The sequence below is a fragment of the Paraburkholderia sp. BR10954 genome (genome assembly GCF_040965775.1).
GTDB lineage: Bacteria > Pseudomonadota > Gammaproteobacteria > Burkholderiales > Burkholderiaceae > Paraburkholderia > Paraburkholderia youngii.
The window spans coordinates 80,086-106,187 of sequence record NZ_JBFRCK010000028.1 but is presented as its reverse complement, the minus strand read 5'-3'; the positions used below and the strand labels follow the sequence as shown (position 1 = coordinate 106,187).

Here is a 26,102-nt window from a genome sequence, read left to right as displayed (position 1 = left end):
CGCATGGCGGCGCGCTCGTGACTTCGGATGCGAAGGTGCGCGCGGCGACCTACGTCGAAACGATCTGGTGACGGCCGCGGCGCTGCTTGATGCGGACAGGGCCGGTGGAATCGCGCACCACCAGTTCCGCCGGCAGCGTGATGCGCTGCGAAGCAGCGTCGATCCCGGCGATTTGCGCGAGCAGCGTGTTGACCGCCGAGCGCGCCATTTGCTGGAACGGTTGACGGATCGTGGTGAGCGCCGGGTGAAACTGCTCGGACATCGGGATGTCGTCGAAGCCGATCACCGAGATGTCGTCCGGCACGCGCAGGCCGGCTTCGCGAATTGCGGCGATTACGCCGAACGCGCTCTGGTCGTTGGCCGTGAAGATCGCTGTGGGGGGCTCGGCGAGGTTCAGCAGATCGAACGTGACGTCGAACGCCATCATTTGCGATAGGTCGCCCGCGGCGACCAGCGAATCTTCACGCGGCAGGCCGAGACGAGCCAGCGTGTCGTGATAGCCGCGTTGCCGGTCGCGCACACCTTCGATCGTTTCGTCGCCCGCCAGAAACGCGATGCGCTTGTGACCGAGCTCCGCCAGGTGTTCGACCGCGAGACAGGCGCCGCCGTAGTTGTCGACCGACACCGACGGGAAGCCCGTCAGCGTGCCGCGCTGATCGACGACGACGACCGGCACCTTCGCGGTGGCGAGCGCCTCGAGGCACAGCGACTCGCGCGGAAGAATCGCGAGGATGCCATCGGAGAATTGCTGGATCAGTCCGAGCAGGTCGTGATGTGTATGACGATCTTCGTCGAACACCGTGTAGACCAGCATCTCGCAGCCCGCGCCACGCGCCGCGCGGCCCGCGCCGAGAATCAGTTCGCTGGAGAATTGCGTGTCGAGCGTGGGCGTGATGATGCCGATGATGCCATTGCGGCCACCCGACAGTTTCTGCGCGGTGCGGTTGACGACGTAACCGATGTCCGACGCGATTCTCAGTACTTCGTCACGGGTTTCGCGCGACACGCCAGGACGGCCGTTCAGAGCGCGCGATGCGGTCATCTGGGACACCCCGGCGAGCTTGGCGACGTGCTCAAGTGTGGGGGTTTGTCTTGCCATGCGGGTCGGAGCTGTGCGAGAGGTCATTGGATGGGTCGACTCGCTAATCGCGTTAGCGATACCGTTTATGTAGTCGCTATTCTAGCAGAACCCTATATATTTCCGCTTTCCCACAATCAATCAATCTTATACAAGTGTTGCGTCGCAGCCCGCCGAGACCAGGTAAAATCCCGCATAGCGTTACTTCCCGCATCGGCCTAACATTCACTAACGTTAAGGCTAACGTTAACGTTTCGGCGGTTTCTTAAAAATCCAGAAGAGGGGACACACACATGGCGTACCCGGCGTTGTTTAAAGCGCGGTCCATTGTCGGCGCGACGGCGCTGCTGTTTTCGTTGTCTGCAGTTGTTTCGAACGCCCTAGCGGCGGACTCCAAGACGATCACGGTATGGGACCAGCAGACCAATGCGTCGTCGAGCAAGATCATTCGCGACGCGTCGGATCGATTCGAAAAGGCGGTTCCGGGCTACAAGGTCGAGAATTCGCACGTGCTGAACGAAGCGTACAAGACGAAGCTGAAGGTCGCTTTCGGCGCGAACCAACCGCCGTGCGTGTTCGAGAACTGGGGCGGCGGCGGCCTGCACGAGTACGTGAAGTCAGGCCAGATCGCCGACCTGACGCCGTACCTGACCAAGGACCCGGCGTATCGCAACCGCTTCATGCAATCGTCGTGGGATGTCACGACATTCGACGGCAAGACCTACGGTGTTGCTGCCGAAAACGCAGCGGCCGCGGTGATCTTCTACAACAAGGAAGTTTTCAAGAAGTACGGCATCACGCCCCCGAAGACGTGGGATGAACTGATGCACGTCGTCGACGTGCTGAAGCAGCACAACGTCGCGGCGTTCTCGCTCGCGAACAAGAACAAGTGGACTGGATCGATGTACTACATGTACCTCGTCGACCGTATCGGTGGTCCGCAAGTCGTGAAGGACGCGATCGAAGGCAAGGGCAAGGGCTTCGAAGATCCGGCCTTCGTCGAAGCCGGCAAGCGCATTCAGGAACTCGTGAAGGCTGGCGCGTTCGCACCGGGCATCAACGGTCTCGATTACGACTCGGGCGCTTCGCGCCGTCTGCTGTACACGGGCAAGGCTGCGATGGAGCTGATGGGCGCCTGGGAAGCTTCGACGATCGCCAACGAAAATCCGACGTTCTCGAAGGATCTCGACTTCTTCCCGTTCCCGAGCGTGCCGGGTGGCAAGGGCGATCCGCGTGACCTGATCGGCACGGTGGGCGATGGCTTCCTCAGCATCTCGGCCGAGTGCAAGACGCCGGACGCAGCGTTCAAGCTGATCCAGGCATTGACCGACGAACAGGCGATGCAGGCTCGCGCGTCGGATGACCACAAGCTCCCGCCGGTCAATAACGTCAAGATCGACGATCCGTTCACGCAGCGTCTGCAGAAACTGCTTGCCGCGGCTCCGAGCGTGCAGCTCTGGTACGACCAGGCACTGCCGCCGGCCCTCGGTGAAATGCACAAGGACACCACGCAGGCTCTGTTCGGCCTGTCGCTGACGCCCGAGGCTGCTGCGCAGCAAATGGAAGCCGCTTCGAAGAAGGGCGGTTAATCCCTAGTCTTAAAGAAAAGTCCGACCGGCACCGCAAGGTGCCGGTCGGCATACAAGCCCGTGAATATTGCAATTACCGCTACTCCCGAACGCCGGCTGAGATTCTCGTCGCAAACGTTAGTCACGGTCGTGTTTCTTGCGCCGTCGCTGCTGCTGCTGGCGGTGTTCCTGCTTTATCCGCTCGTCTCCAGCCTGCGGCTGTCGCTGCTCGACTGGAACGGCCTCGGCAACACTGCCCGTTACATCGGGCTCGCGAACTGGGAGCGGCTCGCGCACGACACGGTGTTCTGGCAATCGCTGAAGAACAACGTGATTCTTGCTGTCTCGTCGATCGTCATCCAGCTTCCGATCGCGCTCGCGCTCGCCGTGCTGCTGGAAAAGGCCGGCCGTGGCTCGCGCTTGCTGAAGGTTCTCTATTTCCTGCCGCTGCTGATGTCGAGCGTGGCGATCGGCGTGCTGTTCAAGCAAATCTACGATCCGAATTTCGGTCCGGTCAACGTCGCGCTGCAGGCATTCGGGCTCGATGGCCTCGCGAAGGACTGGCTGGGCGACCCGCATTTTTCGCTGGGCGCGACGATTGCCGTGATCATCTGGCAGAACGCGCCTTTCTACATGATTCTGTTCCTCGCCGGCCTCTCGTCGATGCCGGCCGAGGTCAACGAGGCCGCGCTGCTCGACGGCGCATCCGAGTGGACCATTTTCTGGCGCATCAAGCTGCCGCATCTGCAGGGCACGGTGCGCACGGCAGTGCTGCTGTCCGTGCTCGGCTCGCTGCGTTACTTCGATCTCGTCTTCGTCATGACCGGTGGCGGCCCCGAAGGCTCGTCCGAGGTGATGGCCACCTACATGTATCGCACGGTGTTTAGTTCGTTCCAACTCGGCTACGGCAGCACCATCGGCTCGGCGATGTTCCTTATCGTCATCACGGTGGCGGCGGTGTCGATGTACTTCACCCGCCGTTATGCAACCGAGGTCTGAACCATGAACAAGAAACTACGCTTCCCCCGTGTGGGGATTCCTCTGCTGGCACTGATCTGGCTGGCCGTCACGACGATTCCGTTTCTCTTCATGGTCGCGTCGAGCCTGAAGAGCCAGGAGGAGACTTTCGCGACGTCCGTGTGGGCGCCCCCGAGCCACCTGTACTGGGGCAATTACGCGGCTGTGCTGCAGGGGCCGTTCTTCACTTATTTCCGTAACAGCGTGTTCACGGTGGGCGTGTCGGTGCTGCTGATCGTCATCATCAGTGCGATGGCGGCCTACGTGTTTGCGCGCTTGCGCTTCTCGCTGGACAAGACGCTGTTCGGACTGGTGGTCGCCGGCATGATCGTGCCGCTGCATGCGACGCTCGTGCCGATCTATCTGCTCACGCGCAACCTCGGCCTCTACGACACCGCGTTCGCGCTGCTCGGCCCGTATGTGGCGCTCAGTCTGCCGGTGTCGATCTTCATCCTGACCGAATTCATGCGCCAGATTCCGCGCGAGCTCGAAGAAGCGGCGCAGCTCGACGGCTGCAGTCCGTTCCGCATCTTCTGGCGGATTTTCTTCCCGCTTTCGGCACCTGGGCTCGCCACTGTGACGATCTTCAACGGCATTGGCCTGTGGAACGAGTTCATCTTCGCGTACATGCTCACGTCGACGGCCGAGCACCGTACGCTGCCGCTCGCGATCTGGGACTTCATGGGGCAATACGCGTCGAACATTCCTTCGATGCTGTCCGTCCTCGTGCTCACCTCGTTGCCGCTGATCGTTGCCTACGCGTTCGGTCAGGAGCGCGTGATCAAGGGGATGATGGCTGGCTCGCTCAAGGGCTGATCCGCATCGCACACCACCTCGAATCGTGTGGGCCGCAGTGGCCCGCACACCGAACTTCGCAAAAACGACATGGCAAGCATCTCTCTCACTAACGTACAGAAGTCCTATACGAGCGGTAACTCGGTGATCCGCGACGCCAACCTCGAAGTCGGCAAGGATGAATTCTGCGTGTTCCTCGGGCCGTCCGGCTGCGGCAAGTCCACGCTGCTGCGCATGATTGCCGGCCTCGAATCGATCACCGACGGCGAACTGCGCATCGACGGTGAACTGATGAACAACGTCGAACCCGCGAAGCGCCAGGTAGCGATGGTGTTCCAGAACTACGCGCTGTATCCGCATATGAGCGTGTACGAGAACATGGCGTTCGGTCTGCGTCAGGCGAAAGTCGACAAGGCCATCATCGACAAGAAAGTGCGCAGCGCCGCTGCCGCACTGCAACTCGACAGCTATCTCGAGCGCCGCCCCGCTGCGCTGTCCGGCGGCCAGCGCCAGCGCGTGGCGATCGGCCGCGCGATCGTGCGCGAGCCGGGCGTGTTCCTGTTCGACGAGCCACTGTCGAATCTCGACGCCGCGCTGCGCGTGCAAACGCGTACTGAAATCGCCCGTTTGCATCGCGAGTTCAACCGTGCGAGCGCGGTGTACGTCACGCACGACCAGATCGAAGCAATGGCGCTCGCCGACAAGATCGTGCTGCTGCACGCCGGCGCGGACATGGAAAAACACGGCAGCATCGCGCAGATCGGCGCGCCGCTCGATCTGTATCACCGGCCGAAGAGCCGCTTCGTCGCGGGCTTCATCGGTTCGCCGAAGATGAACTTCATGCCGGCCACGGTCCTCGCGGTCGACGAAAAGGGCATTCAGGTCGAACTGACCACGGGCGAGCGGGTGCGCGCCGAGGTCGACGGCAGCAGGCAGCGCGTCGGCTCGCAGGTCACGCTCGGCATCCGGCCGGAGCATCTCGCTCTGCCGTCGGCGCAGCCCGGCGTGCAGTCGATTCGCTGCGCCGTGCGTCTGGTCGAGCGGATGGGCGAGCACAGCTACGTGCACGTGGACGGTGGCGTGCGAGACGGCAACACGATGATCGCCAAACTGCCCGGCGACGGTGGCGTGAACCACGACGAACGCGTCGAGTTGGCATTCGCACCGCACGCGTGCCACGTATTCGACGACAAGGATTTCGCGCTGCCGCGTCTGCACTGATCCGCTTGTGACCGCGCTTTGCTGCGCGAAGCAGGCAAGCGCGGTCCTACTGAACCGCGTCGCTAGTCGCACCGAACGACCCGCAGCCGATCAAACACCGCGAATCTAGAGTCGCGGCCGCGTTCGGTCGATTAGCAGGACTGCGAAGTACGGAAAGGTATCTGAAATGGAACGGGATGGCTCCGGGTCGAAGCAACGCCCTGCCGCACGCTTGTCAGGAACAACGGATTTGTCGGCGCTTCATGCGCTTCGTACACCAGGATAAATAAAAGGAGTTTTCGATGTTGCTTCGCCAAAGTGAGATGCCGCTCTACCGCAATCCCGCCGCAGCCGTGGAAGAGCGCGTGGGCGATCTGCTCGCGCGCATGACACTCGACGAAAAGATTGCGCAGCTTCATGCCGCGTGGCTGGTGCTGTCGGCCGATGGCAATCACAAGGCGCGTAGCATCGATTTCGCGCAGAGTGCCAACCAGATCACGGTCGACGAAATCTTGCAATATGGCCTCGGCCAGATCACGCGTCCGCTCGGCACGCATACGGTCGAACCGAAGGAAGGCGTGCGCGCGCTCAACGAACTGCAGCGCAAGATGGTGGAAGACACGCGCCTCGGCATTCCGGTGATGGCGCACGAGGAGTGCCTCGTCGGCCTCATGATCAAGGACGCGACGCTGTTCCCGTCGCCGTTGAACTATGCAGCGACGTGGAATCCGCGACTGGTCGGCGAAGTCGGCACGATCATCGGCGAGCAGGCGCGTTCGATCGGCTGTCACCAGGGGCTAGCGCCGGTGCTCGACGTGTCGCGCGATCCGCGCTGGGGCCGCACCGAGGAGACGCTCGGCGAAGACCCGTATCTGGTCGGCGTGCTCGCGTGCCATTACGTGAAAGGCCTGCAAGGCGAACAGCGCGATCTGCTGGCGACGCTCAAGCATTTCGTCGGTCATTCGGCGAGCGAAGGCGGCCGCAATCATGCGCCGGTGCATGTCGGTCCGCGCGAGCTCAACGACGTGTTCATGCTGCCGTTCGAAATGGCCGTGAAGCTCGCGAACGCGGGCTCGGTGATGCCCGCGTATCACGACGTCGATGGCGTGCCCTGCCATGGCGATCGCACGCTGCTGCACGACACGCTGCGCGAGAAGTGGGGTTTCGACGGTCTCGTCGTCGCGGATTACGCGGGCGTCGACCTGCTTTACAGCCATCACGCGGTGGCGCGCGACAGCGCTTCGGCCGCGGCTCTCGCGTTCAACTCCGGCCTCGACGTCGAGCTGCCGGGCCACGAGTGCGCGGTGCATCTGAAGGAGGCGCTCGAGCGCAACGAGATCACCGAAGCGACGATCGACACCGCCGTCACGCGCGTGCTGCGCGTGAAATTCCAGCTCGGCCTGTTCGAGAATCCGTATGTCGATCCCGAACGCGTCGACGTGAAGAGCGCGGCCGCGGGCGATACCGCGTATCAGGTCGCGCTCGAATCGGCGGTGCTGCTGCGCAATCAGGGCGACGTGCTGCCGCTCGACGCGAACGGCGCCGACAAAATCGCGGTGATCGGCCCGACCGCCGACGATCCGCTCGCGCTCCTCGCCGGCTATAGCTTCCCGGTGCATCTGATCAACAGCGGCGAGCAGTCCACTGCTTCGATCTCGACGCCGCTGCGTTCGCTGCGCGCGTTGCTCGGCAACGAGCGCGTGATTCACGCGCAGGGCTGCGACATCATCAAGGAACGCCGCGCGGGCGCGCCGGTGTTCCCGGGCGACGTGTCGCTCGATCTGACCGGCGACGCGCATTGCGACGAACTGATCAGCAAGGACACCGACGGCATCGCGGCGGCGGTCGAGGCCGCGCGGCAAGCGGGCGTCGCGCTGGTGTTCGTCGGCGATCTGGCGGGCCTGTTCCAGTCCGGCACGGTCGGCGAAGGGTCCGATACCGACAGCCTCGACCTGCCGGGCGTGCAGCAGGCGTTGCTGCAGGCGGTGGTCGACAGCGGCACGCCGACGGTCGTCGTGATGACGGGCGGCCGCCCGTACAATCTCGGCGGCCTCGAAGATCGCATCGCCGCGCAGATCATGGCGTTCGCGCCGGGCGAGCGCGGCGCCGAAGCGCTGGCCGATCTGCTGGTGGGCCGCGCCAACTTCAGCGGCCGTCTGCCGTTGTCGGTGCCGAAGAGCGCGGGCGCCGTGCCGTACGTGTATAACCATCGTCTGAAGAGCGCTGGAACGCCGATTGCATACCATTTCGGCTGCCGCTATCCGTTCGGCTTCGGTCTCGGCTATACGCAGTTCCGTTACGGCGATCTCGCGCTCGCCCACAGCGAAGTGCCGATCGTAGACGGGACGATCGAGTTGAGCTTCACGCTCGACAACATCGGTGCGCGCGACGGCACCGAGATCGTGCAGATCTACGTGCGTGACCGTCACGCGTCGGTCGCGCGGCCGGTGCGCGAGCTGAAAGCGTTTGCGCGCGTGCCGCTCGCGGCCGGTGCCTCGGCGCGTGTGCGCGTGAAGCTGCCGGTCGATATGCTCAACTTCACCGACGCGCGCGGCGAGCGTATCGTCGAGCCCGGTGATTTCGATCTGCTCGTCGGCAGTTCGAGCCGCGACATTCATCTGAGCGGCACGGTCGCGGTCGCGGGCTCCGCGACCAGAACGCTCGAACGCAACTGGCGCATGCTGAGCGAAGTCGAGATCGTGGCCTAAGCGGCGGGTCGGGCGGCGAGTGCCGCCCTGTGTGTGGTCCTACTCGTTACAAGTGGAAAATCTGATGTCGTACGCAACCTATCCAAGCCTGGCGGACAAAACCATCGTCGTAACCGGCGGCGGCAGCGGGATCGGCGCCGCGATCGTCGAGGCCTTCGCGCAGCAAGGCGCGCGCGTGTTCTTCCTCGACGTCGCCGAGCACGATTCGCTCGCGCTGCAGGAAACGCTTCGCCACGCGAAGCATCAACCGCTGTTCCGCCGCTGCGACCTGAAAAATGTCGATGCAATCGAAAGCACGTTTGCGGCCATCGTCGAAGCGGCAGGTCCGATCGACGTGCTCGTCAACAACGCCGGCAACGACGACCGGCACGAAATCGGCGATCTCACCGCGAGCTACTGGGACGACCGTATCGCGGTGAATCTGCGCCACCAGTTCTTCTGCGCGCAAGCCGCCGCGAACGGCATGCGTCGCGCGGGGCGCGGCGTGATCCTGAATCTGGGCTCGGTGTCGTGGCATCTCGCGCTGCCGAACCTCGCGATCTATATGACGGCCAAGGCCGGTATCGAAGGGCTCACGCGGGGTCTCGCGCGCGATCTGGGCGGCGCGGGCATCCGCGTGAACTGCATCATTCCGGGTGCGGTGAAGACGCCGCGGCAAATGCAGCTGTGGCAATCGGCGGAAAGCGAAGCGAAGGTCGTCGCGAGTCAGTGTCTGCAACTGCGCATCGAGCCCGAGCACGTCGCGCGCATGGCGTTGTTCCTCGCGTCCGACGACGCGTCGCGCTGCTCCGGCCGTGATTACTTCGTCGACGCAGGGTGGTACGGAGAATGAGCATGCAGGTACCTGTGTGCGTATGGGCGGTCGGCGCCGAACTGGCTGAAGGGCCGCTGTGGCAGGCTGCCGAGAACGCCGTGTATTTCGTCGATATCAAGGGGCGCCGGATTCATCGGCTGTCCGTCGCGAGCGGCGAGCAGCGGACGTGGCAGGCGCCGGACCAGCCCGGTTTTCTGGCGCCGCTCGCTAACGGCACGTTCGTGTGCGGGCTGCCAGGCGGCCTGCATCGCTTCGATCCGGCGAGCGGGGAGTTCAGCAAGCTCGTCGACGTCGAACCGCATCTGCCGGGCAACCGCCTGAACGACGGTTTCGTCGATGCCCAAGGGCGCTTGTGGTTCGGCTCTATGGACGATGCCGAAGAGGCGCCGAGCGGCACGCTCTATCGCGTGAACGAGCGAGGCTCGGCGATCGCGCAGGACGATGACTACGTGATCACGAACGGCCCGGCGATGAGCCCGGACGGCCGCACGCTGTATCACAACGACACGATGCGGCGCGTGGTCTATGCGTTCGACGTCGCCGCGGACGGCACGCTGTCGGGCAAGCGCATCTTCGCCGCGATCTCGGGCGACGGCCATCCCGACGGCATGGCCGTCGATGCCGACGGCTTCGTGTGGATCGCGCTGTTCGGCGGCTGGCGGATCGAGCGTTATTCACCGGCGGGCGAACTGGTCGATCAGGTGCCGTTGCCGTGCGCGAACGTGACGAAGCTCGCGTTCGGCGGCGACGATCTGCAAACCGTCTATGTGACGACCGCATGGAAGGGGCTGACTGCCGTCGAGCGCCAGCATCAGCCGCGGGCCGGCGGGCTGTTCTCGTTCCGAGCACCAGTGGCGGGACAGGTTCATGCTCGCTGCACGGTGGGCTTCGAGCGTTAAAACGACATAACACAGCGACAGGACAAGCCGCAATACGCAACCCTGACGTTGCCTGGTCGCTCCGCAAGGAGCGGCCCGCTATCATGTGCGTTCCATGACTTCCGCGCATTCGCCCCGATTCCTATCATGACGTCCAGGCCGCCAGTCCCGCCCCGCATGTCCGATGTTGCCGAACGAGCGGGAGTCTCGAAGATGACCGTGTCGCGCGTGCTCGCGGGCCGCAACGTGTCGCAAGCGACCCGCGAACGCGTGCAAAAGGTCATCGACGAACTCGGTTACGTCGCCGATGCGGCGGCGGGCGCGCTGTCGTCGGGACGCTCGGAGTTCGTCGCGGTGCTGGTGCCGTCGCTGTCCAGCTCGAACTTCTCCGACACCGTGCGCGGCCTGAATGCCGCACTGAATCCGCACGGTCTGCAACTGCTGCTCGGCGATACGGACTACCTGCTGGAACAGGAAGAACTGCTGGTGCGCTCGATGCTGCGCCACCAGCCGCGCTGCGTCGCTTTGACGGGCGGCCGGCACACCGACGCGACGCGCATGCTGTTGCAGCGCGCCGGTATCCCGGTCGTCGAAATGTGGGATTTGCCCAGCGATCCGATCGATACGGTCGTCGGCTTTTCGAACTCGGCGGCGGCGCGCGCGATGGTTCGGCATCTGCACGAGCGCGGTTATCGGCGGATCGGCTTTATCGCGGGCGCCAGCGAGCGCGACCGGCGCGGGCACGACCGGATGCGCGGCTACGTCGCCGAAGTCAAGGCGCTGGGCCTCGGCGAGCCGCGCGTGATCCGGCTTGGCGATTCGCCGATCACGATGAGCCACGGCGCGCCGGCAGTCAGCGCGTTGCTGGACACGTGGCCCGATACCGAGGCCGTGATGTGCGTGAGCGACATGTCGGCGTTCGGCGCGATCATGGAGTGCCATCGGCGCGGGCTGTCGGTGCCAGGCGACATCGCGGTTGCCGGTTTCGGCAACTTCGAGGTGTCGTGGTGCTGTCAGCCGAGCATCACGACGGTATCGGTCGATGCGTACGGCATCGGCCTGCGCGCCGGCGAGACGCTGCTCGCGGCGCTCGCTGACCGCGAAGCCGGCGGCGTGCATCGCAGCAAAGCGGTGAAGATCGATTTCACGGTGATTGCGCGCGATAGCGCGTAATGGGCGCGTCGCTGAATTCGCAAGCCGCGAATGCGTCGAACTACCCTTAATCAGACAGATCAGGGATATCCCTTGGTTGTCCGGACGGTAAGCCCGGCGTAACATCCACAGCCAGAAATGTTACCGGTAACTTTGCCGGCAACGGCATTTGCCAACAAAACACGCTGATGGAGAAACGAATGACCGCTGTACCGTCCGCCATCGCCGCGCCCACCGCGCGCGTCGACGAGTTCGAGGAAAGGACCTATCGCAAGGTCGTACGCCGGCTGCTGCCAATACTGTTGCTGTGCTATGTGGTTGCGTATCTGGATCGCGTGAACGTCGGCTTCGCGAAGCTGCAGATGCTCGACGATCTCGGCCTGTCCGACACGATGTACGCGATCGGCGCGAGCGTGTTTTTCTGGGGCTATTTCATCTTCGAAGTGCCCAGCAACGTGTTTCTGCATCGCTACGGCGCGCGTTTCTGGATCGCGCGCATCATGTTCACGTGGGGGCTCGTGTCGATGGCGCTCGCGTTCGTCGCGCCGCTCGCGCAGATCGCGCACGTCGAAACCGCGACGATGTTCTACATCCTGCGCTTCCTGCTCGGGCTCTGCGAGGCCGGCTTCTTCCCCGGCGTGATTCTGTACCTTAACTTCTGGTTTCCCGCGCAGCGCCAAAGCCGCGTGATGTCCGGCTTTCTGATCGCGATGCCGGTCAGTCTGATGCTCGGCGGGGTCGTGTCGGGCTGGCTGATGGAACATACGGCGGGCCTGCTCGGCTATCAGGGCTGGCAATGGATGCTGCTGATCGAGGGCGTGCCGTCGCTGCTGACCGCGTTCGTCGTGTACTTTTCGCTCGACGACGGCATCGACCGCGCCCGCTGGCTCACGCCCCAGGAAAAGAGCCTGCTCGCGGCGAATCTGCAGCGCGAAAGCGCGCACAAGACCGCGCGCTTCGGCTCCGCGGTGCGCGATCCGCGCGTCTGGCTGCTGGTCGCGATCTTGCTCACCTTCAATACCGGCTTCTACGGTCTCGCGTTCTGGCTGCCGTCGATCATCAAGGCGACCGGCGTGCAGGACCCGCTGCATATCGGCCTGTTGACCGCGATCCCGTACGGCGTGGCGATCGTCGCGACGCTCGCGAACGCCGCGCATTCGAAGAAGACCGGCGAGCGGCGCCTGCATGCGGCGATTCCGGCGCTGATCGGCGGAGTCGGTCTGATCATGAGCGCGGCTTTGGCGCATCATGTGGTGTGGGCGATCACGTTTCTGACGATCGCCACCGCTGGCATCCTCGCGTTGATGCCGATTTACTGGACGTTCCCGGGGCAGTTGCTGTCGGGCGCCGCGGCGGCGGCCGGCATCGCGATGATCAACGCGATCGGCAATCTGTCCGGATTTACTGGTTCGATGATCACCGCCGTGGCAAAAAACCTGACCGGCGACATCAACAACGGCACCTACGCACTCGGTGCGTGTCTGCTGGTCAGCTGCGTGCTGATCCTGCTCGTGCCGCGCACGATGCTGACGCGGGCCACGTCGAATGAAAACAGCGCGCCTGGCCGCGAGACGGCGCGCGCACGGAAACACGCAGAGCACGCATAAGCGCGTATCAGCAACCCTCACCCAGACAGAGAGACACGCATCATGTCAGCATCCACCCCGCGCCGGCTGCGCAGCCAGGAATGGTTCGACGATCCCTCGCATGCGGATATGACGGCACTGTACGTCGAGCGTTTCATGAACTACGGTCTGACGCGCGAAGAGCTGCAGTCGGGCCGGCCGATCATCGGCATCGCGCAGACGGGCAGCGACCTCGCGCCCTGCAACCGGCATCACATCGAACTGGCGGCGCGCACGAAAGCCGGCATTCGCGACGCGGGTGGCATTCCGATGGAGTTTCCGGTGCATCCGCTCGCCGAGCAGAGCCGCCGGCCGACCGCCGCGCTGGACCGCAATCTTGCGTATCTGGGTCTCGTCGAAATCCTGCACGGCTTCCCGCTCGACGGCGTGGTGCTGACCACCGGCTGCGACAAGACCACGCCCGCGTGCCTGATGGCCGCGGCCACTGTCGACATGCCGGCGATCGTGCTGTCCGGGGGCCCGATGCTCGACGGCTGGCACGACGGCAAGCGCGTCGGCTCGGGCACCGTGATCTGGCATGCGCGCAATCTGCTCGCGGCCGGCGAGATCGACTACGAAGGCTTCATGGAGCTGACCACCGCATCGTCGCCGTCGATCGGTCACTGCAACACGATGGGCACCGCGCTGTCGATGAATAGCCTCGCGGAAGCGCTCGGCATGTCGCTGCCCGGCTGCGCGAGCATTCCGGCCGCATATCGCGAGCGCGGCCAGATGGCCTACGCGACCGGCAAGCGCATCGTCGATCTGGTGCGCGAGGACGTGCGGCCGTCGAAGATCATGACTAAAGAAGCGTTCGAAAACGCGATCGTGGTCGCATCGGCGCTCGGCGCGTCGACCAACTGCCCGCCGCATCTGATCGCGATCGCGCGGCACATGGGCGTCGAGCTGAGTCTCGACGACTGGCAGCGCGTCGGCGAGCAGGTGCCGCTGATCGTCAACTGCATGCCCGCGGGCGAGTATCTCGGCGAGAGCTTCCATCGCGCGGGCGGCGTGCCGGCCGTGATGCACGAGCTCGCCAAAGCCGGCCTCGTGCACGAGGAATGTCTGACGGTGTCGGGCCGCACGATGGGCGAAATCGCGGCCGCCGCGCCGACGCCGGATCGCGAGGTGATCAAGACGACCGACGATCCGCTGAAGCACGGCGCGGGCTTCATGGTGCTGTCGGGCAACTTCTTCGACAGCGCGATCATGAAGATGTCGGTGGTCGGCGATGCGTTCCGCAAGACCTATCTGAGCGAGCCGGGTGCGGAGAACGCCTTCGAAGCACGCGCGATCGTGTTCGACGGCCCCGAGGACTATCACGCGCGCATCAACGACCCGGCCCTCGAAATCGACGAGCATTGCATTCTCGTGATTCGCGGCACCGGCACGGTCGGCTATCCGGGCAGCGCCGAGGTCGTCAACATGGCGCCGCCGGCGGCGCTCGTGCGCCAGGGCATCACGTCGCTGCCCACACTGGGCGACGGCCGGCAAAGCGGCACGTCCGCGAGCCCGTCGATTCTGAACATGTCGCCGGAAGCGGCGGTGGGCGGCGGCCTCGCGCTGTTGCGCACGAATGACCGCATCCGTGTCGATCTGAATTCGCGCAGCGTCAACGTACTGGTCGACGAAGCCGAACTCGCGCGACGCCGCGAAACCGTGAAGTTCGAGATTCCGGCCGCCCAAACGCCGTGGCAGGAGCTGTACCGCAAGACGGTCGGCCAGCTTTCGACCGGCGGCTGTCTGGAACCGGCGACGCTTTATCTGAAGGTGATTGCCGAGCGCGGCAATCCACGGCATTCGCATTGACCTGCAGGTGACAATGCCGGGCTTCGCACGCAACGCGACGCCCGGCCTTGCCCGTTTCTCCACTTATTCGAAAGAGCCCATCCCATGTCCGCAACTTCCTCCTCCAGCTTTCTTCCCGGCGATCTGAACGACGCGCTGCTGATCGGCCGCGTGTGGCGCAAGACCGAGCAGCATGAAGGACCGTGCGTGGTCGTCGTGCGCGGCGGCGAGGTGTTCGACATCACCGCGAGCGTGCCGACCACCGCCGATCTATTCGAACGCGACGATGCCGCGCAATTTGCGCGCAGCGCGCCGGGCGCGCCGCTCGGGCCGGTCGCGCAACTGATCGACGCAAACCTGCCGGGCGCGAGCACCCCCGCCGTGCGCCTGCTCGCGCCGTGCGACGTGCAGGCGATCAAGGCCTGTGGCGTCACGTTCGCGGTGAGCCTGATCGAGCGCGTGATCGAGGAGCAGGCCGGCGGCGATCCGGCGAAGGCGAAGGAAGTGCGCGAGACGATCGCATCGACGATCGGCACCGATCTGTCGAAGATCAAGCCGGGCTCGGAGGCCGCGATGAAGCTGAAGGCCGAGCTCGAGCGTCGCGATGCGTGGTCGCAATACATGGAAGTCGGCATCGGTCCGGACGCCGAAGTATTTTCGAAATCGCAGCCGATGTCGGCGGTCGGCTTCGGCGCGGACGTCGGTCTGCTCGCCGCGTCGGTGTGGAACAACCCGGAGCCGGAGATCGTGCTCGCGGTGAATAGCCGCGGCAACATCGTCGGCGCGACGCTGGGCAACGACGTGAACCTGCGCGACATCGAAGGGCGCTCGGCGCTGTTGCTCGGCAAGTGCAAGGACAACAACGGCTCGTGCGCGATCGGCCCGTTCGTGCGGCTGTTCGACGACACCTTCTCGCTCGACTCGGTGCGCAGCGCGAGCGTGTCGCTGCGCGTCGAAGGCACCGACGACGAGTTCGTGCTCGACGGCGTGAGCCATATGAGCGAGATCAGCCGCGACCCGGCCGACCTCGTCGCGCAGACCTGCGGCCGTCACCATCAGTACCCGGACGGCTTTATGCTGTTCCTCGGCACGATGTTCTCGCCGATCAAGGACCGCGACGCGCCCGGCGCCGGGTTCACGCATCACCTCGGCGACCGCGTGACGATTTCGACGCCGCAGCTCGGCGCGCTGACCAACACGGTGCGCCTGTCCACCGAAATCGAACCGTGGACGTTCGGCGTGCGCGCGCTTTATCGCAACCTCGCGGCTCGTGGCCTGCTGGTTGCTGAATAACTGGATCGTCGCTGCAATTTTCGAAAGGAGAATCAGGACATGAGTCAATTTGCAAACTACATCGACGGACAGTGGGTCGACGGCGCGAGCGTATCGCGTAACGTCAATCCGTCGAATCTCGACGACGTGATCGGCGAATTCGCGCAAGCCGACGCCGAGCAGACGCACCGCGCGATCAGCGCCGCGCGCAAGGCTTTCGCGACGTGGTCGCTGTCCACGCCGCAGCAGCGCTTCGACGTGCTCGACCAGGCGGGCAGCGCGATTCTCGCGCGCAAGGCAGAGCTCGGCAAGCTGCTCGCGCGTGAAGAGGGCAAGACGCTGCCCGAGGCGATCGGCGAAGTGGGCCGAGCCGGCCAGATCTTCAAGTTTTTTGCGGGCGAAGCGCTGCGCGTCGGCGGCGAAATCGTGCCGTCGGTGCGGCCGGGCATGACGGTCGAAATGACGCGCGAACCGGTTGGCGTCGTCGGCCTGATTACGCCATGGAACTTTCCGATCGCGATTCCGGCGTGGAAGATCGCGCCGGCGCTCGCGTACGGCAATACGGTCGTCATCAAGCCGGCCGATCTGGTGCCGGGCAGCACGTGGGAGCTGGTCAAGATCATCGCCGAGGCTGGCGCGCCGGCGGGCGTGATCAACCTCGTGATGGGCCGCGGCTCGGTGGTCGGCGAGGCGCTGGTGTCGTCGCCGCACGTGGATGCGATCAGCTTTACCGGTTCGGTCTCGACGGGCCGCGCGATCGGCGCGAAGTGCTTCGAGTCGGGCAAGAAATTCCAGCTCGAAATGGGCGGCAAGAATCCGATGGTCGTGCTCGACGACGCCGATCTCGATGTCGCGGTCGAAGCCTGCATCAACGGCGCGTTCTACTCGACGGGCCAGCGTTGCACGGCATCGAGCCGGCTGATCGTCACCGCGGGGATCTACGACCGCTTCATCGACGGCATGAAGGCGCGCATGCGCGCACTGAAGGTCGGCGATGCGCTCGCGGACGGCACGCAGATCGGCCCTGTCGTCGACGACAAGCAACTGGAGCAGGACGAGCGCTATCTGGCGATCGCGCGCGAAGAGGGTGGCACGGTGTTCGGCGGCGAGCGCGTCCAAGGCGTGACGCCGGGCAACTTCCTCGCGCCGGCGCTGGTCACGGAGACGACCTCGGCGATGCGCATCAACCGCGAAGAGGTGTTCGGGCCGGTCGCCTCGGTGATCAAGGTCAAGGACTACCAGGAAGCGCTCGCGGTCGCTAACGACACCGAGTTCGGTCTGTCGGCCGGCATCTGCACGACGTCGCTGAAGTACGCGAGTCATTTCCGCCGCCATGTGCAGGCGGGCATGGTGATGGTCAACACCGCGACGGCGGGGGTCGATTATCACGTGCCGTTCGGCGGCAGGAAGGGATCGAGCTATGGTCCGCGCGAGCAGGGCGCCTACGCCCGCGAGTTCTATACGTCGGTGAAGACCGCGTATATCAACCCGGGCGCGGTCTGACGCGACACTAGCAGGGCTTCCCAAAACGGAACTGGCCCGCCATTGCATTCAATCGCGATGGCGGGCCAGCAGGGGAAGCTGCAAGAGCGCTATGGCAAAGCGCTCCGGCAGGTACAGCTACATCAACGGCAACTTTCCAACCGGGAACGCGGCTTACTGCGCTGCGCGGCCCTGTTGCGACGAACCGCTGGTCACGCCGCCGACCGCGCTGTTTTGCGCCGCGACGCGGGCTTCGGCAGCCTGAATGTTCGACGGATATTCGTTCGGGTTCGAACGCGCAGGGTTGTAGCCGGCCTTTTCGATCTGAACCAGCTCTTCACGAACTTGCGCGCGGGTCAGCGGCTGGTTCGATTGAGCGAAAACAGCAACCGGAGCAGCGAGGGTAGCGGCGATAACGACAGCTTGAACGAGCGATTTCATTTTTACTACCTCCAGGTTTTGTCTTGTTAGGCTGCGAAACCGTTTGTTTGCAGCAGTGATGACAGTCTAGGGGGAACCGGAACTAGGGTAAATACCTAATTCCTGAACTCACTGTTTCCATAACTAGAACAATATTGGGGCGGCAAGGCTGTCGAGCATCGATTTGCGAAGCCATCCAAGGTGGTCGGGCGCGTGTATCAGCCGGCTGACACGGCTTGGACAAGCAGCCAGCCAGCGACGCCTATGGCTATGGCGCCGATCGCCCGTGCGACGCGCGCGCCGTCCGGCGCCACTCGCTCGGCGGTGATGGCGGCCGTCACGGCAGCCATCAAGCGCAAATCAGTCATTCCGGCGACCAGCAGAATCGCCGTCAACCCCGCGCAGCAACCGGCACAATCCACCCCGATGCGCAGCCCGTAGCGCCACGCGCTTGCCGCGTTGGCGGCGAGGCTCGGTGTCGCGCGACAGCAGGCGAGGCGGCGCGTTTTCCACGTGCTGAACTGCAATGCGCCGGCGAGCAGGACGACCACGCCGGCCGCTAACGGCGCCGAACGAGCGAGCGCTAGCCACCGCAACTCGAACGCCGCGAGCGACGCACCGAGCGCAAACACCGCCACGCCGAGCGCAGTCCATACGACGGCATACGCGCCGCTCACCAGCACGGTCAGCAGCGCCAGTCGCCCCGCGCTGGCCCGCGGGCCGACCGCGTCGCGATAGCGCAGCAGCGTCGGCATCAACGACGGCAACATCATCGCCCCCATCATCACGATCCACATGCCGATGAACGATGCCGCGGTGCGGGCCCACGTGCGCCCGCAAGTCGGCATCCACAGCGTCGACATCGACCAGCCGCCGGGCATCGGCAGCGCGCCCATCGCCGACATCGACGCGTTGTGCGCCAGTGTCGCCGCGACGCTCGCGATGAACACCAACGTGCAGACGCCGACGAACACGCGCTGCGATAAGCGCATCGCGCGCCACGTAGAGAAGTGCTGCCCGCTCACGCAGGCAGCGCGCACGAGCGGGCCCATCACCGCTCGTACTCGTCGTGACGGCGCCACCAGATGCCTGTCTCGTTGCGTCCCTTCGGCGCGCGATCGAGCCACTGGTACATGCCCCACAGCGCATCGACGCCGCGCGCGTAGGTCGAATACGTGTGATAGACGACGCCGTCTTCGAGCACGAACGCGCTCATGCCGGGCCGGTCGCGCGAATAGGTGGCCGCGTCGGTGCCGCAGGTCGCCGCGAATTGCGCGACGGGTTCGGGCGTGGGACTCACGTCCATCGCGTGACTGTTGCGTGCGTAGTTGTATTCGATATCGCCGGCGCGCTGCTGTGCTTCGGTGAACGAGACATTGAAGTCGAAATTGAAATCGCCGCTTGCCGACGACGCCCATGGAAACGTCCAGCCCATGCGCCGCTTATACGCCTGCAACTTCTCGAGCGGCGCGCGCGACACCGCCATCAGCATCACGTCGTGATGCGCGAGATGCACGGCGAAGCCGCCGAAGCCGTCCGCGATCGACGAGCACGACGGGCAGCCCGCCTTGTAGTCGGGCCCGAACATGAAGTGGTAGACGAGCAGCTGCGAACGTCCGCTGAACAGCTCGGCGAGCGACGCGCTGCCTTCGTCGGTATCGAAGCGGTAGGCCTTATCGACCTTCACCCACGGCAGCGCCTGACGTTGCCGCGCGAGCTCGTCGCTGTGTCGCGTGTGGGCTTTTTCCGCGTCGAGCAGCGCGCGTCGCGCGTCGAGCCACTGTTCGCGTGTTCCGACCGGATGCGTGGTCATCGTGGGTTCCTCCGTGGGTCGTGCCGCGCCGCGCGAGCTCTTGCCCGAAGGCGTCGGTGACGGTTGATGGTCGTGCTAGATTAGAACCGGGCATCGATCGGATGGGAGTGACAAGTGTGGCGGGATTCGCTTGATGCATTGACGTGCTACGCGCGGACTCGCACGCCGTGGACGCGCTGATTGCGGCGGCGGCGCGCGCGCTCGCGGCCGGCGATCCGCTCGGCGCGCTCGACCGCGTCGCGTTGCGCGACGACGCGCCGGCGCTCGCGCTGCGCGGCATTGCGATGGCTCAGCTCGGCGATTTCGTGCGCGCAAGGGCGCTGGTGCGCGGCGCCGCGCGCGCGTTCGGCGCGCAGCATGCGGTCGCGCGTGCGCGCTGCGTGGTCGCCGAAGCGGAGATCGCGTTCGCGTCGCGCGATCTCGCATGGCCCGCCAGAACACTCGATGCCGCGACCGCCACGCTCGACGCGCACGGCGATCGCGTCAATGCCGCGCATGCGCGGTATCTGGCGGCGCGGCGTCTGCTGCTGATCGGCCGTCTCGACGAAGCGGAGCGCAAGCTTGCCGCGCTCGATCCCCGGCCGTTTCCGCCCGCGTTGCGTGCCGCGCATGAGCTGGTGGTCGCGGGGGTCGCGCTGCGGCGTTTGCGCAGCGGCGCCGCCCGTGCCGCGCTGGCGCGGGCCGCACGCGCGGCACGCGAGGCCGGCATTCCGGCGTTGATCGCGGAAGTCGAAAGCGCTTCGGCCGCACTGAGCGAGCCGGCGGCGCGCATGATCGCGCGTGGCGAAGAAGAACCGATCCTCCTCGATGAAATCGAGAAGCTGCTGACCTCGAACCAGGCGGGCGGTCCGCTCATCGTCGATGCTTGCCGCTACGCGATCCGCGACGCCAACGCGGCGATTGCGCTGGCGAGCCGACCGGTGTTGTTCGCGCTTGCTCGCATGCTCGGCGAGGCATGGCCCGACGACGTGCCGCGCGACGCGCTCGTCGCACGCGCGTTCCGCGCCAAACGCGCCGACGAATCGCATCGCGCGCGGCTGCGCGTCGAGATCGGCCGGCTGCGCGCGGTGCTCGGCACGCTCGCGAGCGTCAGCGCGACGACGCGCGGCTTCGCGCTCGCCCCGCGGCAAGCGCGCGAGGTCGTCGTGCTGGCGCCGCCAGTCGAAGGCGAGCATGCGGCGCTGCTCGCGTTTCTAGCGGATGGCGAATCGTGGTCGAGTTCCGCGCTTGCCCTCGTGCTCGGCGCGAGTCAGCGCACCGTGCAGCGATCGCTCGACACGCTCGCCGCGGCCGGCAAAGTGCAGCCGGTGGGCGAGGGGCGCGCGCGCCGCTGGATGACGCCGCCGCTCGCCGGATTCGCGACGGCTTTGTTACTCCCTTCCCCGTTCCCTTCGTGATTAGGATGGTCATCATGAACCACTCTGCCGCCAGAATTGTCCGCGAATATGGGCCCTTTACGGGCGTCGATAAAGTGCACGGAGTCACTTACGACGGCCGGCAGGTGTGGATCGCGACCGGCGAACGACTCGACGCGTTCGATCCGGCGAGCGGCGAGACGCTGCGCTCGATCGCGGTTCCCGCCGACGCGGGCACGGCTTTCGACGGCGAGCACCTGTTCCAGATCGCGAATGGCCGCATCCAGAAGATCGATCCGCAGAGCGGCCGTGTGCTGTCGACGATCGCGGCGCCCGGCGACGGCGGCCACTCCGGGCTCACTTGGGCCGAGGGTTCGCTGTGGGTCGGTCAGTATCCCGAACGGAAAATCTATCAGGTCGATCCGGACACTGGCGCGGTGTTGCGCACGATCGAATCGAATCGCTTCGTGACCGGCATTACGTGGGTCGACGGCGAGCTATGGCATGGCACGTGGGAAGGAGACGAGAGCGATCTGCGGCATATCGATCCGCGCACGGGCGAGGTGCTCGAGAGTGTCGAGATGCCTGCCGGCGCGGGTATCTCCGGACTCGAATCGAACGGCGCGGATCTGTTCTTCTGCGGCGGCGGCGGCAGCGGGCTCGTTCGTGTCGTGCAGCGTCCCGCGCGAGATAGCGGTTCGCAAATGACGGTCGATTCGACGAGCGAGTGAGTCATCACTTAAATAGCCGGCGTCGTTATTGGTCCTGGTATTTGGTTTATTTGTACTCGTCGATAACTTAATTCATCGATAGTAAGAAAACGAAATATTTCTCGTTACTCTTATCGCGCCTGTCGTCCCTCTTCCTGCGAGGGCGTCTTTGCCTGAAAAGGCATCGTTTTTTTAAACCTTTATGCATTGGTTCGCCCCACTTGAGGCGAATCGGGAGTATTTTTTCTGCTTCCCCGTGCATTGCGCCTTTTCAAAAAGATGTGAACTGAACCAAGCCAGGTTGTCACGGTAATCCTTATCGTGGGCAGACATACTTTTTACACAATCCCTTCATATTATTCGCTCGTTTTACTAAGTCTTGCCCCCGATAAAAGAAGCGGTTGCCGAAACAACTCACACAGGGTCCTCCAAATGTCATCGCATCACAAAATGCGTCCAGCGCTTTGTCTAACGTCCGTTGCCGCTGCCTGCGTGCTCGCAGCTTGCGGCGGAAATTCGGACAGCCTCGGCTCCAGCAACAACAACGCCAGCACGACCTACTCGGGCGTGGTCGCGGCAGCTGCTTTCGTACCGGGCAGCTCGACCGGTAACCCGAACCTGAAGGCCGGCTACTACGCCGGTGCGACCGTGTTCGTCGATGCCAATGGCAACGGTGTGCTCGACAACGGCGAAGCCTCGGCGAAAACCGACGCGAACGGCCATTTCTCGTTGACCACGACCGCCTCGGGTCCGCTCGTCGCTGACATCACGACCTCGGCGACCAACACGGCATCGGGCGCAAACGTGGCGAGCCACCTGATCCTGCGCGCTTCGGTCGACCAGATCGCCGACCAGGGCGCCGGCAAAGTCGTGATCAGCCCGATGTCGAGCGAAGTGCAGCGCCTCGTCGAAGCCAACGGCACCAAGTACGCGACCGAGAAGGCTAATCTGTCGACCCGTCTGTCGGGCCCGTCGTTCAACAACGCGTCGGTGACGGTTTCCGGCGCCGACGCCCTCGCCGACGTCAACACGCTGTCCGGCGCCGAGCAGTACGCCGTGCTGTTCGAAGACAACGCACTGACCAACCGCTACACGTACGCCACCACGAAGCTCGATCGTGGCGATATGTACCCGGACAACCTCGCTGTCAAGGGCGGTGATCCCCGTCTGGTCGGGACGAGCGCCACCGCGGCGAACCTCGTCAAGCCGCTCGAGAGCCAACAGCGGATCACGTTCGCGCAGGCACAGCAGGCCGCTTTCAACATCGAGGGCATCCCGGCCTACGACAATGTCTTCATCATCGTCGAAGAGAACAAGTCGACGGACGCGATTCTGAACAACTCGCGGGCCCCGGCGATCAACAAGCTGCTCAGCACGTACAACCAGCTGACGACCTACTACTCGACCGGTAACCCGTCGGAGCCGAACTACACGGCGATGGGCGGCGCCGACGACTACGGCATTACCGACGACAACTGGTGGGGCTGCGGTGCCACTGGCGCCTACGCGATCAAGGACGTTGCCTTTAACGGCGGCACTGCTTCCGACGGTCAGCTGCTTCCGGTTACCGGCGTGCTCCCGCCGCAGGACAGCGCCCACCTCGCTGGTTTCAGCACGACCAGCGGCGCTGCCTGCAGCGTCAACCCGACCTCCGGTACGGTTCACAACGTGCCCGGCGACAACCTGTTCACGCTGCTGTCCAAGGCCGGTTTGACCGCGCGTACCTACAGCGAATCGATGAACCCTGGTCAGGACGCGCGCGCCGACAGCGTTGCGCAAAGCGTCTCGAAGGCGTACAGCGGCACCGCCATCGACGGCACGGTTATCCAGGATAGCCAGGCCTACCCGATGCCGGGCGGTCTGTACAAGGTCAAACACGGTCCGTCGATCGCTTTCCAGGACGCGCGCAGCCTGCCGGAGTTCTACGCCGACAACCGCACGATCTTCGGCACGCAGTACAACGAAGCCGACTGGAAGAGCACGTCTCCGTACTCGAGCGCCAACGGTGGCACCTACGACACGTCGAAGTGGATCTACGACCAGTTCAGCCTCGACCTGGCCAAGGGTGACGTCGGCAACATCAACTTCATCGTGCCCGACCAGTGCGACGACATGCACGGTGTAGGTACGGACACGGAGACCTGTAACGGCGGCGCGAACAGCAACAACGGTCAGAACGCCAGCATCACGCGGGCCGACATCTATCTGAACAATGTCGTCACCGCGATCCAGAACTCGGCGCTCTGGAAGAACCCGCAGAAGCGCGTTGCGATCGTCGTGATGTTCGACGAAGGTGAAGGTTCGTCCACGTCCTGCTGTGGCTGGAACGCAGGTGGAAAGACCTCCGGTGCAGCACCGCTGGTGATCAGCAACGGCGCTGTGACCAAGTCGACGGCGCCGAGTGGCTACGCAAGCGGCAACATCGGCCACGGCAACTCGATCTTCGGCGTTATCACCAACCAGCAAGACGTCGGTACGGCGGCCAAGGGCATCGTCGACAGCGACGCCTACAGCCACTTCTCGCTGGTGCGCACGCTGCAGGACATGTTCCAGATCGCCGATCCGGCTGTCGATGCTTCGTACGTGAACCGCGCGAAGTACACGGAAGCGTTCATTCTGCAGAACATCGCGAACCTTCCCGAGTTCACGGGCAGCGCCGATACGCACTTCGACTCCGTTCGTCCGATCAACCACGCCTACGTGATCCCAGCCGGCCACGTGCAGAAGCTGAATCCGGCCGACATCACGGGCGTCAAGGACAACAACGGCAACCTGATCAGCACGACCGCGCTGACGACGCAGACGGGACCGGACGCAACGCAGAAAAACATCTGGTCGCTGAAGTAAGCGCGTGGTGATGCTTAAAGCTACCCCATCAGGCGGTAGATAACGCGGCACAGGGGAGCGGTATCGACCGCTCCCCTGTCCGTTATAAGATCAAGAGAACAATACGATGCGTAAGACAGTTTTTCGCGCGGTCGCGTGCGTGGCCATCATGCTGAGCGTGGCCGGCTGTGGAAACGGCAGCGGCGACGCTTCAGCACCGAACACAGCGTCAGGCGCGACTACGGGGAGCACGAGTACTTCTGATGCGAGCACATTGAGCCTTGCCGCTCAGGCCGGTCAGAAACTGTTCTTCGACTCGAACCTGTCCGGCAACAAGAACATGGCGTGCGCGACTTGCCATGACCCTGCCTATTCCTATGGGCCGCCGAACAGCCTGTCCGTGCAACTGGGCTCCGATCCGACGCAATCCGGCGCACGCGCCGTGCCCTCGTTGCGCTACAAGGACGCGACACCGCCTTATAACGACGTAGCGGCGAATCCGGATAACGTCACCTCCAACGCGCCCGGAGGCGGCTTCATGTGGGATGGCCGCGCCGCAACGCTGGCCGACCAGGTCGCAATGCCGCTCCTCAATCCGGTCGAGATGAACTCCTCGAAAACGGCCGTGGTACAGGCGGTGCAGAACGCCTCTTACGTGGACCTGTTCAAGCAGGCCTTCGGCGCGGATGTGTTCAGCAACCCCGACGCCGCCTTCGCCGATGTCGGCAAAGCGATCGAGGCCTATGAACATGAAGACACCAGCTTCCACCCGTACACGAGCAAGTACGATCTCTACGTGCATAACAAGATCGGTGGAACTTTGACGGCGGCCGAAACCCGCGGCCTGTTGATCTTCAACAGCGGCACCATCGGCAACTGCTCGGCCTGCCACTATGCCGGAGCCAACTTCGACGGCAACCAGGGCCTGATGACGGACTTTACCTATCAGGCGATTGGTCTGCCGCGCAACGATACTTCGATCCCGAACAATCCGTCGCCGATCCCGGCAAACCAGGATCCGGCCTACTACGACATGGGCCTGTGCGGGCCGCTACGGACCGACCATCAGCCGGGCACGGCAGGTATTGCGACGCCCGATCCCTACTGCGGCATGTTCAAGGTACCCACACTGCGCAACGTGGCGACCCGCGGCGCGTTCTTCCATAACGGGGTCCTGCATTCGCTGGTCCAGGTCGTGCATTTCTACAATACGCGAGACACCAACCCAGAATACTGGTACCCGGCTACCGGGGGCACCGGCGCGCTCATCACAAACCCGAGCTATGCGCTGTTCCCGCAGTACGCGTCGGGTGCCACGGTGCAAAAGTTCAACGACCTGCCGGCGGCCTTCCAGGGCAATGTCGACGAGGAACTTCCGATGGGCACCGGCGACGGCGGCAGCAATACCCTGGGTAGCGGCACACAGCCGCGGGCGCAGGGCAGCACGCCCATCATGACCGAGCACGATATGCAGGACCTGATCTGCTTCCTGAACACCCTGAGCGACGGCTACAAGCCGCCCGCAACGCAGCCGACCAGCGGCACGTGCGTAAACTGATTCCTCAACCTTGGACCGATTGTTTTTTGACGATGAAGCGAAT

General features: G+C 64.3%; 20 protein-coding genes. 16 read left to right on the top strand and 4 right to left on the bottom strand.

Annotation, left to right across the window (positions count from 1 at the left end):
• Positions 1–49 precede the first annotated feature (49 nt).
• Positions 50–1,099: a LacI family DNA-binding transcriptional regulator gene (locus AB4Y34_RS30605; RefSeq protein WP_176378551.1), complete on the bottom strand. Its 1,050-nt coding sequence runs from the start codon at positions 1,097–1,099 to the stop codon at positions 50–52.
• Between the two features lie 335 nt (positions 1,100–1,434).
• Between AB4Y34_RS30605 and AB4Y34_RS30600 the strand changes: the two genes are divergently transcribed.
• From AB4Y34_RS30600 to AB4Y34_RS30545, 12 genes are all read left to right on the top strand, one after another.
• Positions 1,435–2,667 carry an extracellular solute-binding protein gene (locus AB4Y34_RS30600; protein WP_368718128.1) on the top strand — a complete coding sequence of 411 codons (1,233 nt, stop codon included), beginning with the start codon at positions 1,435–1,437 and terminating at the stop codon, positions 2,665–2,667.
• Between the two features lie 60 nt (positions 2,668–2,727).
• On the top strand, positions 2,728–3,645 hold the full coding sequence (locus AB4Y34_RS30595; RefSeq protein WP_368367179.1) for a carbohydrate ABC transporter permease: 918 nt from the start codon (positions 2,728–2,730) through the stop codon (positions 3,643–3,645).
• Between the two features lie 3 nt (positions 3,646–3,648).
• Positions 3,649–4,479: a carbohydrate ABC transporter permease gene (locus AB4Y34_RS30590; protein ID WP_368718127.1), complete on the top strand. Its 831-nt coding sequence runs from the start codon at positions 3,649–3,651 to the stop codon at positions 4,477–4,479.
• 69 nt (positions 4,480–4,548) lie between these two features.
• Positions 4,549–5,679: an ABC transporter ATP-binding protein gene (locus AB4Y34_RS30585; RefSeq protein ID WP_368718126.1), complete on the top strand. Its 1,131-nt coding sequence runs from the start codon at positions 4,549–4,551 to the stop codon at positions 5,677–5,679.
• Between the two features lie 281 nt (positions 5,680–5,960).
• The gene (locus AB4Y34_RS30580) at positions 5,961–8,366 is read left to right on the top strand and encodes a glycoside hydrolase family 3 N-terminal domain-containing protein (RefSeq protein WP_368718125.1); all 2,406 of its coding nucleotides are present in this window, start codon (positions 5,961–5,963) and stop codon (positions 8,364–8,366) included.
• A 64-nt stretch (positions 8,367–8,430) separates the two neighbouring features.
• On the top strand, positions 8,431–9,198 hold the full coding sequence (locus tag AB4Y34_RS30575; protein ID WP_176111590.1) for an SDR family NAD(P)-dependent oxidoreductase: 768 nt from the start codon (positions 8,431–8,433) through the stop codon (positions 9,196–9,198).
• The gene (locus AB4Y34_RS30570) at positions 9,195–10,079 is read left to right on the top strand and encodes an SMP-30/gluconolactonase/LRE family protein (protein ID WP_368718124.1); all 885 of its coding nucleotides are present in this window, start codon (positions 9,195–9,197) and stop codon (positions 10,077–10,079) included. The genes AB4Y34_RS30575 and AB4Y34_RS30570 overlap by 4 nt, the downstream gene beginning before the upstream one ends.
• Before the next feature lie 156 nt (positions 10,080–10,235).
• The gene (locus AB4Y34_RS30565; protein WP_368718123.1) at positions 10,236–11,231 is read left to right on the top strand and encodes a LacI family DNA-binding transcriptional regulator; all 996 of its coding nucleotides are present in this window, start codon (positions 10,236–10,238) and stop codon (positions 11,229–11,231) included.
• Positions 11,232–11,410: 179 nt separating this feature from the next.
• Positions 11,411–12,817, top strand: a complete 1,407-nt coding sequence (locus AB4Y34_RS30560; protein WP_176378557.1) for an MFS transporter — start codon at positions 11,411–11,413, stop codon at positions 12,815–12,817.
• 42 nt (positions 12,818–12,859) lie between these two features.
• On the top strand, positions 12,860–14,644 hold the full coding sequence (locus AB4Y34_RS30555; protein ID WP_176378558.1) for an IlvD/Edd family dehydratase: 1,785 nt from the start codon (positions 12,860–12,862) through the stop codon (positions 14,642–14,644).
• A gap of 84 nt (positions 14,645–14,728) precedes the next feature.
• Positions 14,729–15,916, top strand: a complete 1,188-nt coding sequence (locus tag AB4Y34_RS30550) for a fumarylacetoacetate hydrolase family protein (protein WP_176378559.1) — start codon at positions 14,729–14,731, stop codon at positions 15,914–15,916.
• A 39-nt stretch (positions 15,917–15,955) separates the two neighbouring features.
• A complete protein-coding gene (locus AB4Y34_RS30545) occupies positions 15,956–17,398 on the top strand; it encodes an aldehyde dehydrogenase family protein (protein ID WP_018433696.1) in 1,443 nt (480 codons plus the stop codon).
• 153 nt (positions 17,399–17,551) lie between these two features.
• Here AB4Y34_RS30545 and AB4Y34_RS30540 read toward each other — a convergent pair whose 3' ends face one another.
• From AB4Y34_RS30540 to AB4Y34_RS30530, 3 genes are all read right to left on the bottom strand, one after another.
• Entirely contained in the window at positions 17,552–17,818 is a 267-nt protein-coding gene (locus AB4Y34_RS30540; protein WP_176111596.1) for a DUF4148 domain-containing protein, read from the bottom strand.
• A 197-nt stretch (positions 17,819–18,015) separates the two neighbouring features.
• A complete protein-coding gene (locus AB4Y34_RS30535; RefSeq protein WP_368718122.1) occupies positions 18,016–18,849 on the bottom strand; it encodes a DUF2182 domain-containing protein in 834 nt (277 codons plus the stop codon).
• On the bottom strand, positions 18,849–19,610 hold the full coding sequence (locus AB4Y34_RS30530) for a DUF899 domain-containing protein (RefSeq protein WP_368718121.1): 762 nt from the start codon (positions 19,608–19,610) through the stop codon (positions 18,849–18,851). Before AB4Y34_RS30530 ends, AB4Y34_RS30535 begins: the two co-directional genes overlap by 1 nt.
• 167 nt (positions 19,611–19,777) lie before the next feature.
• Here AB4Y34_RS30530 and AB4Y34_RS30525 point away from each other — a divergent pair, with 167 nt between their 5' ends.
• The 4 genes from AB4Y34_RS30525 (at position 19,778) to AB4Y34_RS30510 (ending at position 26,059) form a co-directional block, all read left to right on the top strand.
• Positions 19,778–21,007: a helix-turn-helix domain-containing protein gene (locus tag AB4Y34_RS30525; protein ID WP_368718120.1), complete on the top strand. Its 1,230-nt coding sequence runs from the start codon at positions 19,778–19,780 to the stop codon at positions 21,005–21,007.
• 14 nt (positions 21,008–21,021) lie between these two features.
• Complete coding sequence (locus AB4Y34_RS30520; protein WP_176121558.1) at positions 21,022–21,696, top strand: PQQ-binding-like beta-propeller repeat protein; 675 nt, start codon at positions 21,022–21,024, stop codon at positions 21,694–21,696.
• A 429-nt stretch (positions 21,697–22,125) separates the two neighbouring features.
• On the top strand, positions 22,126–24,522 hold the full coding sequence (locus AB4Y34_RS30515) for an alkaline phosphatase family protein (protein WP_368718119.1): 2,397 nt from the start codon (positions 22,126–22,128) through the stop codon (positions 24,520–24,522).
• A 106-nt stretch (positions 24,523–24,628) separates the two neighbouring features.
• Positions 24,629–26,059: a cytochrome-c peroxidase gene (locus AB4Y34_RS30510; protein WP_368718118.1), complete on the top strand. Its 1,431-nt coding sequence runs from the start codon at positions 24,629–24,631 to the stop codon at positions 26,057–26,059.
• Positions 26,060–26,102 lie beyond the last annotated feature (43 nt).

What these genes read in the sequence shown, in the direction of transcription:
- AB4Y34_RS30605 (WP_176378551.1), bottom strand. Translation starts at nt 1,099, where the DNA reads ATGGCAAGACAAACCCCCACACTTGAGCACGTCGCCAAGCTCGCCGGG.
- AB4Y34_RS30590 (WP_368718127.1), top strand. Translation starts at nt 3,649, where the DNA reads ATGAACAAGAAACTACGCTTCCCCCGTGTGGGGATTCCTCTGCTGGCA.
- AB4Y34_RS30585 (WP_368718126.1), top strand. Translation starts at nt 4,549, where the DNA reads ATGGCAAGCATCTCTCTCACTAACGTACAGAAGTCCTATACGAGCGGT.
- AB4Y34_RS30580 (WP_368718125.1), top strand. Translation starts at nt 5,961, where the DNA reads ATGTTGCTTCGCCAAAGTGAGATGCCGCTCTACCGCAATCCCGCCGCA.
- AB4Y34_RS30575 (WP_176111590.1), top strand. Translation starts at nt 8,431, where the DNA reads ATGTCGTACGCAACCTATCCAAGCCTGGCGGACAAAACCATCGTCGTA.
- AB4Y34_RS30570 (WP_368718124.1), top strand. Translation starts at nt 9,195, where the DNA reads ATGAGCATGCAGGTACCTGTGTGCGTATGGGCGGTCGGCGCCGAACTG.
- AB4Y34_RS30565 (WP_368718123.1), top strand. Translation starts at nt 10,236, where the DNA reads ATGTCCGATGTTGCCGAACGAGCGGGAGTCTCGAAGATGACCGTGTCG.
- AB4Y34_RS30560 (WP_176378557.1), top strand. Translation starts at nt 11,411, where the DNA reads ATGACCGCTGTACCGTCCGCCATCGCCGCGCCCACCGCGCGCGTCGAC.
- AB4Y34_RS30555 (WP_176378558.1), top strand. Translation starts at nt 12,860, where the DNA reads ATGTCAGCATCCACCCCGCGCCGGCTGCGCAGCCAGGAATGGTTCGAC.
- AB4Y34_RS30550 (WP_176378559.1), top strand. Translation starts at nt 14,729, where the DNA reads ATGTCCGCAACTTCCTCCTCCAGCTTTCTTCCCGGCGATCTGAACGAC.
- AB4Y34_RS30545 (WP_018433696.1), top strand. Translation starts at nt 15,956, where the DNA reads ATGAGTCAATTTGCAAACTACATCGACGGACAGTGGGTCGACGGCGCG.
- AB4Y34_RS30540 (WP_176111596.1), bottom strand. Translation starts at nt 17,818, where the DNA reads ATGAAATCGCTCGTTCAAGCTGTCGTTATCGCCGCTACCCTCGCTGCT.
- AB4Y34_RS30535 (WP_368718122.1), bottom strand. Translation starts at nt 18,849, where the DNA reads ATGGGCCCGCTCGTGCGCGCTGCCTGCGTGAGCGGGCAGCACTTCTCT.
- AB4Y34_RS30530 (WP_368718121.1), bottom strand. Translation starts at nt 19,610, where the DNA reads ATGACCACGCATCCGGTCGGAACACGCGAACAGTGGCTCGACGCGCGA.
- AB4Y34_RS30520 (WP_176121558.1), top strand. Translation starts at nt 21,022, where the DNA reads ATGAACCACTCTGCCGCCAGAATTGTCCGCGAATATGGGCCCTTTACG.
- AB4Y34_RS30515 (WP_368718119.1), top strand. Translation starts at nt 22,126, where the DNA reads ATGCGTCCAGCGCTTTGTCTAACGTCCGTTGCCGCTGCCTGCGTGCTC.
- AB4Y34_RS30510 (WP_368718118.1), top strand. Translation starts at nt 24,629, where the DNA reads ATGCGTAAGACAGTTTTTCGCGCGGTCGCGTGCGTGGCCATCATGCTG.